At 44.0% G+C, this 14,258-nt stretch carries 14 protein-coding genes; 7 read left to right on the forward strand and 7 right to left on the reverse strand.

Annotation, left to right across the window (positions count from 1 at the left end):
- Positions 1–61 precede the first annotated feature (61 nt).
- Positions 62–1,945, reverse strand: coding sequence for a fasciclin domain-containing protein (locus EO130_RS01375; RefSeq protein WP_127139741.1), 1,884 nt, complete (start codon positions 1,943–1,945; stop codon positions 62–64).
- Between the two features lie 201 nt (positions 1,946–2,146).
- On the opposite strand from EO130_RS01375, the gene mnmA reads away from it, so the two are divergent.
- Genes mnmA through EO130_RS01390 form a run of 3 tightly spaced genes read left to right on the forward strand, consistent with a single transcriptional unit; the run spans position 2,147 to position 4,857 of the window.
- Entirely contained in the window at positions 2,147–3,337 is a 1,191-nt protein-coding gene (mnmA, locus tag EO130_RS01380) for a tRNA 2-thiouridine(34) synthase MnmA (RefSeq protein ID WP_127139742.1), read from the forward strand.
- Between the two features lie 54 nt (positions 3,338–3,391).
- A complete protein-coding gene (locus EO130_RS01385; RefSeq protein WP_127139743.1) occupies positions 3,392–4,333 on the forward strand; it encodes an NAD(P)H-dependent flavin oxidoreductase in 942 nt (313 codons plus the stop codon).
- Between the two features lie 50 nt (positions 4,334–4,383).
- Entirely contained in the window at positions 4,384–4,857 is a 474-nt protein-coding gene (locus EO130_RS01390) for a YfiM family lipoprotein (RefSeq protein ID WP_206513102.1), read from the forward strand.
- Positions 4,858–4,933: 76 nt separating this feature from the next.
- Here EO130_RS01390 and EO130_RS01395 read toward each other — a convergent pair whose 3' ends face one another.
- Genes EO130_RS01395 through EO130_RS01420 form a run of 6 tightly spaced genes read right to left on the reverse strand, consistent with a single transcriptional unit; the run spans position 4,934 to position 11,025 of the window.
- On the reverse strand, positions 4,934–6,265 hold the full coding sequence (locus EO130_RS01395) for a DUF58 domain-containing protein (protein WP_127139744.1): 1,332 nt from the start codon (positions 6,263–6,265) through the stop codon (positions 4,934–4,936).
- A 2-nt stretch (positions 6,266–6,267) separates the two neighbouring features.
- On the reverse strand, positions 6,268–7,251 hold the full coding sequence (locus EO130_RS01400; protein WP_127139745.1) for an AAA family ATPase: 984 nt from the start codon (positions 7,249–7,251) through the stop codon (positions 6,268–6,270).
- Complete coding sequence (locus tag EO130_RS01405; RefSeq protein ID WP_127139746.1) at positions 7,241–8,458, reverse strand: DUF4350 domain-containing protein; 1,218 nt, start codon at positions 8,456–8,458, stop codon at positions 7,241–7,243. Before EO130_RS01405 ends, EO130_RS01400 begins: the two co-directional genes overlap by 11 nt.
- On the reverse strand, positions 8,451–9,179 hold the full coding sequence (locus EO130_RS01410; protein ID WP_127139747.1) for a DUF4129 domain-containing protein: 729 nt from the start codon (positions 9,177–9,179) through the stop codon (positions 8,451–8,453). The genes EO130_RS01405 and EO130_RS01410 overlap by 8 nt, the downstream gene beginning before the upstream one ends.
- Entirely contained in the window at positions 9,180–10,070 is an 891-nt protein-coding gene (locus EO130_RS01415; protein WP_127139748.1) for a hypothetical protein, read from the reverse strand. It lies immediately after the preceding gene.
- The gene (locus tag EO130_RS01420; protein WP_127139749.1) at positions 10,054–11,025 is read right to left on the reverse strand and encodes a stage II sporulation protein M; all 972 of its coding nucleotides are present in this window, start codon (positions 11,023–11,025) and stop codon (positions 10,054–10,056) included. The genes EO130_RS01415 and EO130_RS01420 overlap by 17 nt, the downstream gene beginning before the upstream one ends.
- A 35-nt stretch (positions 11,026–11,060) precedes the next feature.
- Between EO130_RS01420 and EO130_RS01425 the strand changes: the two genes are divergently transcribed.
- The 4 genes from EO130_RS01425 to EO130_RS01440 all read left to right on the forward strand — a co-directional run bounded on the left by EO130_RS01425 (position 11,061) and on the right by EO130_RS01440 (position 14,236).
- Complete coding sequence (locus tag EO130_RS01425) at positions 11,061–11,777, forward strand: RDD family protein (protein ID WP_127139750.1); 717 nt, start codon at positions 11,061–11,063, stop codon at positions 11,775–11,777.
- 2 nt (positions 11,778–11,779) lie between these two features.
- Positions 11,780–12,388 (forward strand): trimeric intracellular cation channel family protein, encoded by a 609-nt coding sequence (locus tag EO130_RS01430; RefSeq protein ID WP_127139751.1) that lies wholly within the window; start codon positions 11,780–11,782, stop codon positions 12,386–12,388.
- 199 nt (positions 12,389–12,587) lie between these two features.
- Complete coding sequence (locus tag EO130_RS01435) at positions 12,588–13,733, forward strand: hypothetical protein (RefSeq protein WP_127139752.1); 1,146 nt, start codon at positions 12,588–12,590, stop codon at positions 13,731–13,733.
- An 11-nt stretch (positions 13,734–13,744) separates the two neighbouring features.
- Complete coding sequence (locus tag EO130_RS01440) at positions 13,745–14,236, forward strand: hypothetical protein (protein ID WP_206513103.1); 492 nt, start codon at positions 13,745–13,747, stop codon at positions 14,234–14,236.
- The last annotated feature ends 22 nt before the right edge of the window (positions 14,237–14,258 follow it).

Below are 14,258 nucleotides of genomic sequence, written 5' to 3' on the forward strand. Positions count from 1 at the left end.
AAAAAGCCCCCTCAAACTAGTTTGAGGGGGCTTTTCGATGCACTATCTATGAAATCAAATATTAGTTCATTGTATCAGGAATCAATACAGTGTTCACTGCATGGATAACTCCGTTGCTAGCTTGAACATCCACAGCAATAATACCAATACCTGTGTTTCCGGCACCATCGGTAATATCGGCTATGTTATCACCAGTACCTGGTAGGTTGATGGTAATGTCATCACCTTCCAAAGTGGGCGCCGTAGCCCCGTCAGATAAGTCTCCAGAACGCACATTGGCTCCAGAAACTACATGGTGTTGCAATACGCTGGTCAACAATCCACCATCGATATCTGCCAATCCATTCCACATATCATTGCTATCCAATAAGGTTTGGAAAGCATCGTTGGTAGGAGCAAATACGGTGAATGGTCCAGCTCCGGATAGTGTAGTTACAAAATCAGGTTGTCCTTCAGCGGTCAATGCGGCCTGCAAGGAATCAAATGTTGGGTCGGCAACCGCAAAGGTGACAACGGTTGGCAAATCGATTACAGCATCAACGGTGTGGATAACACCATTGCTAGCTACAATATCGGCAGTAACAACATTACTGATGCCGTTAAGTGTCACGCCATCATCTGTATTGATATAAAGACTTAAGTTTTCATCAGCAGCAAACTCGGCAGCTGTGTTCACATAAGAATTAGTCAAATCAGCGGAGAATGCAGCTGCTCCAACAACGACGTGGTTGGACAAGATGGCATTCAAATCGTTGGAATTTGGATTAGTGAATGCGCTAAAGGCGTCGTTTCCAGGAGCAAATACGGTGAATAGCTCTTCTTCGTTGGATAGCAAATCCGTGAATGTAGTGTTTCCGCCATCGGTCAATGCGCCTACCAATGAGGTAAGTCCTGGATTGGCAACCGCATGGTCAACAATATTTGGTATGTCGATTACGGCATCCACTACGTGAACAATACCGTTCAAGGCTTTAACGTCTGGAGTCACTACGGAAGATACACCGTTAAAGGTAACACCGTCTGTGGCATCAAAGAACAAACTTACCATTTGGTCTCCAGCTCCTGTTGCCATCGTGCTAGTATATCCTGAGCCTAATCCGACCAAGTCTGTAGAGGCAACCTCACCACTGATTACGTGGTTAAGTAGTACATTGGTCAGCACATCCACAGGAATATCTCCTAAGGCAGCTCCGTTAAGGAAGTTTTCGAAAGCTTCATCGGTAGGTGCCAATACAGTGAAGGGTCCATCACCTCTCAATACCTTTGGTAAATCACCATTGGCAGCAGTTAAAGCAGCAACAAGATTTTGAAGATTTTCGTTTCCGATGGCCAAATCGGTAATTGGAACCAAAATAACGTCGGCCAAAGCATCCAAAACAGCTTGTGGCAACAATACTTTATCAATAATATGTACAACACCGTTGGATACCTCAATATCTGGGGTAGTCACTTGGGCGGGCACATCAGTTGCATCTTGAATGAAAACTCCACCTTGTGTGGATACTTCTACAGTTGATCCTTGTAAAGTGGTAATCGTCTGTCCATCGCTTAAATCGGAGGAGAGCACGGAGGCATCAGCCACTACGTGATAGGTCAAGATAACGGCAAGCAAATCTTGCAACTGTTGTGTGTTGAAATCATCCAATGAATCATAGCCGTCCAATTGTGCCAATAAATCTGTAAAGGCTTGATTGGTAGGGGCAAATACGGTAAAGGGTCCTTCTCCGCTTAGGGCGGTAATCAAATCATTGTTCGCACTTTCGTCCGCTTTTTGAAGGGCGGCCACAAGGGAACTCAATTCTGAAGTGGCCTGAGCCGCTTCTACAATGTTGTCACCTGGCTCCTCTGGTGGGGGAGTAGGTCCGTTGTCATCATCGGAGCACGAGGTGAATCCAATGAACAGTAATAATAACGTAAGTCGGGATAATTGTTTTAAAGTTTTCATGTTGTCTATAGATGTTTGTTTAACCATTTAAAAGTATAAGTAAACAAAACGAATTCAATATTGTTTAACATTTTCACATAAAAATTTAACAAAATTAATAGCTTGTTAACCAATTCCGTAGACTTTTGAGTTTTTTGGATAAAAACCAAATCCTATTATATAAGGATCTATTCGTATTTTTGTACCCTTAATGTTATGCTGATGAAAAAGGTTGTTGTAGGGCTTTCAGGAGGAGTCGATTCCAGTGTCGCTGCCTATTTGCTCAAAGAGCAAGGGTACGATGTGATTGGGCTGTTCATGAAGAATTGGCACGATGATTCTGTGACCATTTCTGAAGAATGCCCATGGTTGGAGGATAGTAATGACGCTTTGATTGTAGCTGAAAAGTTGGGTATTCCTTTTCAAACGGTCGATTTGAGCGTGGAGTACAAGGAACGCATCGTGGACTATATGTTCAACGAATACGAGCGGGGCCGAACGCCAAATCCGGATGTGCTCTGCAATCGTGAAATCAAGTTTGATGTCTTCCTAAAGATTGCTTTGCAATTGGGGGCGGATTATGTGGCGACAGGACACTATTGCAGGAAAGGGACCATTCAAAATACCGATGGAACCGAGACTTACCAGCTCTTGTCCGGAAAGGACCCTAATAAGGACCAATCCTATTTCTTATGTCAGCTTTCCCAAGAACAGCTTTCCAAAACCCTCTTTCCCATTGGAGAACTCTTAAAGCCTCAGGTACGGAAAATCGCTGCGGAAAACAATTTAATTACGGCCGACAAAAAGGACTCACAGGGATTGTGCTTTATAGGAAAGGTGCATTTGCCCGAATTCCTTCAACAAAAATTGAAACCGAAAAAAGGGGTGATTGTTGAGGTACCCAGTGATGCCCATCAATTTGCCACTGCAGTTCCTGAGTTCCAAAACGAAAGGGAAAGATTGCTGTTTCAAGCCGAGAAGCCTATCTACTCAGAAACCGATGGAAAGGTAGTGGGAGAACATCAAGGCGCACATTATTTTACCATTGGTCAGCGCAAGGGCTTAAATGTAGGTGGAACAAAGGAGCCTCTGTTCGTCATCGAAACCGATGTGGACAAAAACATTATTTATACAGGTCAAGGTAAATTACATCCTGGGCTACTTAGAAATACGCTGTTTATTAAAGAGGATGAGCTGCATTGGGTTCGACCTGATTTGGCCCTTGGCATGGATGAAAAAATGGAAGTGATGGCTCGTATCCGTTACCGTCAACCTTTGCAACCTGCAACGCTTTACAAAGTAGAGAATGGCTTGTTCGTGGACTTCGAAGAAAAACAATCTGCCATTACGGAGGGTCAGTTTGCCGCATGGTACGTGGAGGATGAATTGATAGGGTCCGGTGTAATTTCCTAAAGGAAATACTGCTTAATTTTGATTATTTTGCTGAAAACTTGAAGAATCGTTTTCATGCAGAACAAAATCACAGAACTTTTCGGAATCGAATATCCCATTATCCAGGCGGGAATGGTTTGGGCCAGCGGTTGGCGTTTGGCCTCTGCAGTCTCCAACGCCGGTGGTCTGGGTCTTTTGGGCGCAGGAAGTATGTATCCGGAAGTATTGGAAGAGCACATCATCAAATGCAAAAAGGCAACGGACAAGCCTTTTGGGGTGAATGTCCCTATGTTGTACCCGGACATCGAGAAGTTGATGGACATTATCGTAAAGCATGAGGTGAAGATTGTCTTTACTTCGGCTGGGAATCCAAAAACCTGGACCCGATTTCTTCAGGAGAAAGGGATTACCGTGGTACATGTGGTGAGTAGTGTGAAGTTTGCCCTCAAAGCACAAGAAGCGGGTGTTGATGCCGTTGTGGCCGAAGGCTTTGAAGCTGGTGGGCACAATGGGCGCGATGAAACCACGACCATGGTTTTGATTCCTTCCGTAAAAGAAAAAATACAAATTCCTCTCATCGCTGCTGGGGGTATTGCCACGGGACGCGCAATGTTGGCTGCAATGGTCTTGGGTGCTGACGGGGTTCAGGTAGGGAGTCGGTTTGTAGCCTCACCCGAAGCCTCTTCGCATCCTCTTTTTAAACAACGTGTGGTGGATGCCCAAGAAGGGGATACCCAATTGACCTTGAAGGAGCTTGCCCCGGTGCGCTTGCTCAAGAACAAGTTCTTTAACGACGTTCAAGCTGCATATGCCAAAGGCGCCGGTCCAGAAGAGTTAAAAACATTATTGGGCAGGGCCCGTGCCAAAAAGGGTATGTTCGAAGGCGATATGGAAGAGGGCGAGCTTGAAATTGGCCAAGTATCCGGTTTGATACATCGCATTGTGCCCGCTGCGGATATTGTTGCCGAACTGCTGGAGGAATACCATAGGGCAAAAGCTGAAATCTGCGGCAATTGATGGCTGGGGCGAAAAATTTCAGAAACTTTTGATATATTTAGCCCAGCGCAATGAGAACACTAATCCCCACACTACTCTTTTTTGTGCTCGCCTCGCATTGCCATGGGCAAGTGGAGCTGGACAAAGCACTCCATTTTTTGGGTGGCAACCTCTTTGGCTTGGCCGGAGCAGGAATCGCCAAACAGGCTTCGGATGGTAACCGTATCTGGACTTTTGTAGGTTCCGTGGCGGGCAGCACCTTGATAGGACTGGCCAAGGAAACCGTAGATGCAGGGCAGCGCGATAATGGCTGGGACAATGATGATTTGGCCGCCACCATCTTAGGCGGCGTTACCATTGGGGTTACCATAGACCTTTTTGCCAAGAAAGATGATAGAAGGCGTTTACTTGGCCGTTATTCCGAACTCAACTTGAAAAGGAAAAAACAATGGTTACAACCCAAAACTGAATTTGTGCTGCTGGAAGGCAAACTTCCCGCTTTGCAAACTTTGGGACTTTCCAACCAAGAGTTTAAGGTTAAATAATAGCGTAATTCTTTTCAACAGGAGCGAATTCGGGAGCATTCCCATTGAAGCAATATACTTCGGGTCTTGACTCCGCTTAAATGATTCCCCTTGCTTTTATTTCCAGATACTTGTTGATGGTGTTCACGGTCAGTTCTTCGGGCTTGGTCAAAATGGTCTGGATACCATATTTCTGAAGTTCTTTTTGCATCAACCGTTTTTCCAGGGAAAATTTTTCCGCAATAGTTTTATGATAAATGGCCTGAAGGTTTTCCGCATCTTCCGCAATGATGGATTCCAACTCCGTATTTTCAAAGAAAATCACCACCAATACGTGCTTCTTGGCCATGGCCAAAATGTAGGGCAGCTGGCGTTTTAGCCCGGAAATATGTTCAAAATTGGTGTACAACAATAATAAGCTTCGTTGGTTTACCTTTCGTTTGACATGGGCGTACAACAATCCAAAATCGGAATCCGAATAATCCGTAGCAACGTTGTACAAGCTTTCCATAATGGTGTTGAGGTGTGTGATTTTTTGGACTGCCGGAACAAAGGTTTCAATCTTTTTGGAAAAGGTGAGCAATCCCGTCTTATCGTTCCGTTTGAGGGCCACATTGGAAAAAGCCAGCGCGGAATTGATGGCATAATCCAATAAGCTCAATCCATTAAATGGCATTTTCATCACTCGGCCCGTATCGATAACCGAATAGATGGGCTGCGACCGTTCATCTTGGTATTGGTTCACCATAAATTGGTTCCGTTTTGCGGTGGCCTTCCAGTTAATGGTCCGTACATCGTCCCCTTTGATATATTCCTTGATTTGCTCAAACTCTTGGGTGTGACCAATTTTTCTGATTTTCTTGAGTCCGAACTCGGTCAACCTATTGTTGGTGGCCAAGAAATCATACTGCTGCATTTGAATGATGGATGGATAAACAGGCACCATCTGGTCTTTCTGGAACACAAATTTACGTTTGATGATACGCAGGGGAGAGGAGGCGAACACAATTAGGTTGCCAAACACATACTCCCCACGTTCCACTGGCCGTACCGAATACTCGAATATATGGGGCTCCCCTTTTTGTAAATCGGTATGGTGCTCAAAATCCCGTTTTTGGAATTGGACGGGAAGTTCGTCTATGATAGTGACCAACGTTTTGAACGGAAATCGGGATCTCAGGTGTACCGATAGTTTGTTTTCGTCGCTGTTGGAAAGCTTCTTTGGTAGATTTCGTTGGGCTTCGATACCATTTTTAGTGCCATACAGCCAATACAGGTCAAAAAAGAACAGCGCCAACAAAAGGTAGACCAACAGCCAAGCAATCGGATAAAGCAAGGGCACCCAAAATGAGATGACAAAGCATGCGGATAGCAGGGCAAGGTACCAGAAGAAGCTGTTATGTATGTACAACGACCGAATAAAAGCCATGCTTATCTGGGGATTTCAACGGATTCCATGATCATGGTAACCACATTTTCTGTGGTCATACCCTCCATTTCCCGTTCAGGGGTCAGGATTACCCTATGGTTCAAGGCAGGCACCAAGGCTTTTTTTACATCTTCTGGCATTACAAAATCACGGCCGGCCATGGCCGCAAATGCCTTAGCGGCAGTCAATGTGGCAATGGATGCTCTTGGCGATGCACCTAGGTACAAATGGGGATGGTTTCTTGTTCTGGTGATGATGTTTGCGATGTAATCCAATATTTTTTTCTCTACCACTACTTCGTGAATGTTCTTCTTGAACTCCATAAGCTTTTTTGGGGTGAGCACTGCCTTAATTTGATCTTGTGGTTTTTCGCCCTTGCGCTCGTGATGGTTTTGAAGAATAGTGATTTCCTCTTCCACTGAGGGGTAATCCACTTTGATCTTAAAAAGGAAACGGTCCAATTGCGCTTCTGGAAGGGCATAAGTACCTTCCTGTTCAATAGGGTTCTGGGTCGCCAGGACCATAAAGGGTTCTCCCATTTTGTAAGTAGTTCCATCAACGGTGGCCTGACGTTCTTCCATGGTCTCAAAAAGTGCGGCCTGGGTTTTGGCCGGAGCACGGTTGATCTCGTCAATCAATATAATATTGGAAAAAATCGGGCCCTTTTTAAATTCAAATTCGGTGGTCTTGGTGTTGAACACCGAAGTTCCCAAAATATCGCTCGGCATTAGGTCGGGAGTGAACTGGATACGGTTGAAATCCGTTTTTAGGGTCTTGGCAAATAGTTTGGCCGTTACCGTTTTTGCAATCCCTGGGACTCCTTCAATAAGGGCATGACCATCGGAAAGCACGGATACAATCAAAAGTTCGATAAAATCCTTTTGCCCCACGATGATAGTGGCCAGTTCCTTTTTTATCTGGTCTACGGTGTCCCGCAATTCTTCCAAGGGTACCCTGCTGTCAAAATTCAAGTCGTTATTTTCCATGAACGTTTGCTTTAAATGCTTCTATTTTTTGGTTCAGATTCTTTAATTCGGTTTCGGTGACCGTCGGTTTGGAACGTAGTCCGTCCATGAGCGCCATCAACTTTTTAACCTCTTCCAATGGGGTATTGCTTCGCATGGACAAGTTTTTCAAGAATGTTTCGTCTTTCAAGTCTTGGGTCGAAGCATGTAGTTTGGACCTGAGATATTCCAAAAAGTAATCAATTTTATGTTTGGTGATGAGGTGCAGCTCACCTTTTTCAAAATACATATCGGCAATGGTACGGGTAAAGGCCAAAGTCTGATTTTTTACAGGCGGTATCACTGGGATGGCCCGTTGCTTTCGTTTGCCTTCAAAAATGATATACACCAGCGCCCCGATCAGCACAAGATAGTAGGCCCACTTAAATTCCTTGGTATTTAGAAACAGGTACATGGGAGAAGTGTAAAAGGATTTCCCTGACTTATGGAAATTATCCATATAAATGTTTCCTCCTTTTTCCAAATACGATAGTAGACCGGCGGTATACGTTAGATTGTTATCCTTTAGGATAAAGTAATTGGTAAAGGCCTTAGGAAAGCTGGTGAGTATGATTTCTCCTTTCCCAAATTCCTGTTTTATGGCATTGATGTGCCTTGAAAGAGTCTCCGTGCTATCGGTTCTGGTATATACTTCCCCAAGCACTACTGTGCGCAAGGTGTCCAATTGATCAAACCTATTCGTGTAATAATCTCTTTTGAATTCAATCTTTTTGCTTTGGAGTTTTGGGTTGGAAAGCTCCAAAAAGAAGAGCGGCTCCAGTGAGCCCTCATTGTATACATTCCTTTGTTCCAAATGGAGGGTATCCAACAGTTTTTTCTCGAAATATTCGGAGGCCACGAAAAGCTGATTTCCCTCATCGACCCAATCCAAAATGGCATTGAGCTCGGCTTCTTCAAAAGCGACGGTTTCATTTACAAAAAAGTAGGTGCCCTGTATGGAATCCGTACGGGTAAGGAACTCAAAGGGCGGTTTTTGGACCTGTTGGACAAGGTCGGCAAATGATTTTTCCATCAAATCGTTCAGCACATAGGTCCCATAAGGTATTTTGTGATGGGAAACATAGGAAGGAAACCAATTGATGTCCTTGGGCTTGTTGTATTCCAAGAGGAATATGCCCAATATGGTCAATAGGCCAATAATGATATAGATCCTTCCTCTTTTAATCATGGGCAATGGCTTTTTGTAAGGAGGTAAAAACCGTTTCTGCTTTGGTGTATCGGTCTTGTTCGATACTAAACTCGCCGTACCAAATGTAATCGTAAAGCACCGTTGCGCGCCCAAAGTCGGCGTAGTGTCCGTATTCGGATAGTTCGTTCAAGTAATCCTCGTTGGTTTTTTGTTGTTGCCAATCGATGATGTCCCGCTCGGAGAGCAATTGTAAGATATAAAGGTAGTGATACCGAATAGCCAATCGGTAATCTTGGCTCGACAAGGCCTCTTTGATCAATTCACGGATATCCTCATTTTTGATGATGTGCTCATCTTCCGATAGGGAAACCACATTGGGATTTCTTTTATCCATTCCCCATCCCATAATCTTGGAGCTTACGAAAAAACGAATGACCAGATATAGGAACAGTGCCAATAGGAGGTAAGGTAGAAGTTCAAAAAAGAGAGCCAAAAAGCCTTCGGCATTGCCCACTCCAAAAATCCATTCAAAAAACCGTCGAATCAGATTGTAGAACCAATTGGTGAAATCGGTCCACCAGTTGTCTTCCGCTTGTGCTTCCTCGTAGTTAAAAGCACTGTCCTCTCGGTAGGTTTGTAAATCATCCTGGTCAATTTGGACAGCTTCAATATCCGAGGTATCGTACTTTACAATGGAATCGTTTTGGGCAACTAATGTCCACGATAGCAATAGGCAGCATACGATCAGGATATTACGCATTTATTCCTCCGATGATTTTCCAAGATTTTCAATACGTTCAAACGTACCGGTAAAATTCTTTTTCTCGTTGAGGTTGAAAAATATGAGCGAAGTGGCCACTAAAAAAATAATGTTCATAAGGAACTGCACCAAGGAGCTCACAATATTCAATAATAGATAAATAGGGTCATTGAAGACATTCATGTTTTCGGCATCCATTTCCCCAGAAAATACCCCCATTTTAATCCACATATAAATGATGGAGGGCAAACTGAAAGCATAGGAAGCGATGGCCACAATGATGTAAATGACAAATAGCGTGGCAAAGGTGATCCACCAGTTTTCCTTGATCAGGGTAAAACTGTACTGGTAGGATTCCATGGCGTCTTTTTTAAGGAATACCAAAATGGCAAAGGAAACAGATAGCGGAACTGCAAGATAAATTCCGGGGATAATGCAAAAGAAAACACCCACGATAACCGATAACCCAACAAGGATACCCAAACCGATAAGCGACCAAAAGGAGCCATATACCCCGCTACGTATCTCGTCGTAATCCGTTTTTCCGTTATGGTCGATGTACGATTTGATGTAGTGGAGTACCGTACCCTGGGCCAAAACATAGGCAGCTATGGAGCTAAACATCATAGCGGCCACGGCCAGCAGCATTATGAAAGGCGAATAGGTGGAAATGGAAGAGTTTCCGATGTTCCCCAGATTAATAATATCTCCTACCGTGTACATGTAGAACCCCATGGAAATCAGCATGGCCAAAATGTAAGGGCCCACTATTTTTAAGATGGTGCCAAAAAAAGGTTTGTACTCGTTTCGGATAAAAACGAAGGAATCGGAAAGGATTTCCCCCAATTCACGCTGCTTTTTAAATTCAATCAACTTATTCTCTGTTTGCATAAGTGGTTTTTCTATGGATTTGGTTTGGATATATGATGTAATAATAGATAATCAATGACAACGAACCCAATATGATGAAAATTGCCAACCAGTCCGGCATTTCGGTATGTCGGGTGACGTACCCTTCCAAAAACCCGGCAATGATAAAAAAGGGTACCGTACTCACCATAATTTTTAGGCCGTTTTTTACCCCGCGCTTAAAGGATTCCAATCGGGTATAAGTGCCCGGAAATAGAATGCCATTGGCAAGCACCAATCCGGCACAGCCTGCAATGATGATGACGGAAATTTCGATGGTGCCATGAATCCAAATCGTGCGGGCCGATTCCCAGAGGAGATCTTTTTCATAAAAAAAGTATTGAAAACTGCCCAACATAATACCATTTCGAAGCATAATGTATAGGGTGCCTACTCCCAAAAATATACCGAAGGCAAAGGCATAAATGGCCACTTTGATGTTGTTGATGGTAATGCCCAAAAACATATTAAAAGCACCTTGCTTTTTATAAACTGCCATAGGGTCGCCTTTTTCAATATTTTCCAGGGTCATGTTTACATAGCCGTTGCCGAGAATGGACCTTACAAAATCCCCCTCGTTGGCCGATGAAAAGGCCCCGACCACAACAAAGAAGGCAAACACCAAAAACGAGATCAGCAGTTCCCGGTGATGGTATTTGAACATGGTAGGGAATTCCGTTTTCCAGAAATGGACAATACGGTTTTTGGATTCCCGTTTGGTCTTGTAGATTTTTTGGTGCGCTTGCGAGGCGAGGGAGTTCAAATAGATTTGTGTGTTACTTCCTGGATAAAAGGTTTTTGCGTAGCTCAAGTGGTCGGTAATCTCAATGTACAGATCCGAAAGCTCATCGGGATGAAGTTGGCCCTTATTGATCAGGGCATTTTCAAAAGCGGCCCATTTATCCTTATTTTGCCTAATAAAAGCGGCCTCGCGCATTAAATTCGATGGTTTGTAAGTAAAGAAACTAAAATATGGAACAATTTCAAATAGAAACGGCCCAAAATATAACCATCAGCCAAAACACTTCGCATTTGGGAGAGCGCATGTTGGCATACATTATCGATAGCTTTATAATTCTGTGCTATTCCATTTTGGTGATTGTTCTTTTGGTTTCGTTGGATATGGATATTGAGGACCAATGGGCCTTTTATTTGATACTTTCCCTCCCGGCTTTTTTTTACTATTTGCTGTTGGAGACCTTAATGGATGGAAAAACCATTGGCAAAGGGGCCATGAACCTCCGTGTGGTCAAATTGGACGGTTCCAAGCCCAATTTTGGTAATTATTTTGTGCGATGGGCCCTTCGCATCATCGATGTGTCGCTTACCTCTGGAGGCGGCGCCGTACTCACTATTTTGATACGCGGCAAGGGACAGCGTATCGGTGACATTGCAGCAGGGACTACCGTGATCAGTGAGAAAAAAAGGGTCTCGCTAAGCGATACCTTATTACGCGAATTGCCCGATGGCTATCAACCGACCTTTCCACAGGTCACCGTTTTTAAGGATGCCGAAATGCGCACCATTAAAGAGCTTTACGATCAAGCCAAACGTGATGGCAATCACAACATCATCGTTTCGCTGGATGTCCGAATCAAGGAAGTTCTGGGCGTTCAAACCGCGTTGAAACCCATTGAATTTGTGAATGTAATCATCAACGATTACAATTACTACACCCAAAACATGTAACTATGCTGTATCTCACCATCGATATTTTGGGCACCATTGCCTTTGCCATTTCCGGTGTTTTGGTCGCTATGGAAAAGCGGTTAGATCTGTTTGGGGTGCTCATCATCGCCTTTGTAACGGCCATTGGTGGCGGTACCTTGCGTGACCTGTTGATAGGTAATACGCCTGTGGGTTGGATGCATGACCTGACCTATGTAATCACCATATTTATTTCAGTGGTTTTTGCCATCATTTTTGTAAATAAGCTCAAATATTTGAGAAAATCTCTCTTCTTGTTCGATACCATTGGTATTGGGCTCTATACCATGGTAGGTGTTGAAAAAGGACTGGAAGCGCAGCTTTTGCCTATCATGTGTGTATTCTTGGGCACCATGACGGCTTGTTTCGGTGGGGTCATTAGGGATATACTCTGCAACGAGATACCGGTAATCTTCAGAAAGGAAATTTACGCTACCGCATGTATTTTAGGTGCTTTGAGCTACTTTTTGATTGTACAACTTCCGGTTAAGGAGGAGTTTGCCTATATCGCAGGCATCCTTATTGTCATTATCCTCCGATTGCTTGCGGTCAAATTCAAGATAAGCCTACCGAGCATCTATAAAAAGATTTAGGTTCGATTCCCTATAACCATTTCACAAGCTTGCTTAGCTGTTGCTTAGCGCCATTAACCTCCCGTTAATCATTATTACCATTTCGTTAGCCCCAATCATTGCGGGATACTGCTACTTTGGCTTCCGAGCAAATTTAGTAACAACCAGGGGAGGGGTGCACTTAGGTATCTGCACTCCCATAACCAATCAAAAGTCAGGTATGAGAACTTCACAATCATTAATCATTTTTTGTTTAGGGGTGATTTCATTTGTTGGCATCCAAAGAGCAAACGCCCAGGGCTGCGTAGCCATACGTCATTTTTCCTCATGTGTGGGTAATACATTGGAGAATAATCTACTGGGGCCAGGAGATATCCAAATTGGGAGTAATTATCGCTACTTCAAGTCCTTTCGCCATTTTAGGGGCACGGAAGAAGAACCGGACAGGGTCTCCAATGAGACAGAAGTCATCAATCACTCCCATTCGTGGGACTTCTTTTTGACCTATGGCATCTCCAATCGATGGTATGCCAGCATTACCATTCCAACCGTTATCAATACACGTTCTTCGTTGTACGAACACGGTCGTGAAGAGCGTAACACCACTTTTTCCAGGGGTCTTGCGGATATCAGGGTGGGAGTAGGCTACTGGCTGTTCGATTTGGAAAAAAATCAAAATGGCAACGTAGCCGTTGGACTTGGGTTCAAACTACCAACAGGCAGTTATAATGCTTCGGACATATTCTACAACGTTGGACCAGAGGGAGGTCCCCAAGTAAGACCTGTGGATCAAAGTATCCAACCTGGGGATGGTGGATTTGGGATTACCTTGGATTTTCAGTTTTACCAAAAGATTGCCGAGCGCTTTTTTGCCTACGGAGGAGGTTTTTATTTGATCAATCCAAGAGAGACGAACGGAACACGGACCTTTAGGGAAACCTTGAGTCCCATCTTACAGAATGAGGCGATTATGGCCGTTCCCGATCAGTTTTCCGTTAGGGGAGGATTCAGTCATGCCCTGACCAATACCATCTCGGCATCCTTGGGTGCACGTTACGAAGGTGTTCCAGTGAAAGATTTGATTGGGGGTAATCAAGGGTTTCGAAGACCTGGAAATGTACTTTCCGTTGATCCAGGAATCGCTTTTATGAAGGGTAATTTCGCCCTCAACCTTAATGTTCCTTTCGCTGTACGACGTGAGCGTCCGCAAAGTGTCACCGATTTGGAGACGCAACAAATAACGGGAGAGCCAAGAATGGGCGATGCCGCCTTTGCAGATTATTTGATCAACCTTGGGGTTTCCTATCGTTTTGCGAGCAGCAAGGTAAAGGTTGACCCCGAACTGATGAACGAATTCAATAAGTAAAGCAACTTAGCATGGGAGATACCATCAAAAAACGATTACTGTCAATTTCAATGGGTATTGTATATCTCTGGTTCGGGGCATTAAAATTTGTCCCGAGCCTGAGTCCTGCCGAAGACTTGGCAAAGAATACCATTCATCAACTTAGCTTCGGTCTGGTTCCCGATACAGTTTCTATTTTTATGCTAGCAACCTGGGAAGTGGCACTTGGTTTTATGTTGTTGTTCAGGCTATGGAAACGACAAGCTGTTATCTTGGGCCTCATTCATATGGTATGCACCTTTTCGCCCCTTATCTTTTTTCCCGAAGCCACCTTCGGTGAGGCTCTTTTCTCATTGACCTTGGTGGGCCAATACATTTTTAAGAACCTTATTATCGTAGCGGTACTTTTATTTCTTTATGAAAGAAAACCCGCAAAGGAAACCTCCATTCCAAAGTCAGAGATACCTAAGCCAGCATTGTTTTTGATTGTACTAGCGATCAAGAATAGATTCAAAAAAGTATAAATTGATGATGGTTGGGTAGGGT

Origin of the sequence: Flagellimonas marinaquae, from assembly GCF_003992675.1 — a bacterium.
GTDB classification, from domain to species: Bacteria; Bacteroidota; Bacteroidia; order Flavobacteriales; family Flavobacteriaceae; genus Flagellimonas; species Flagellimonas marinaquae.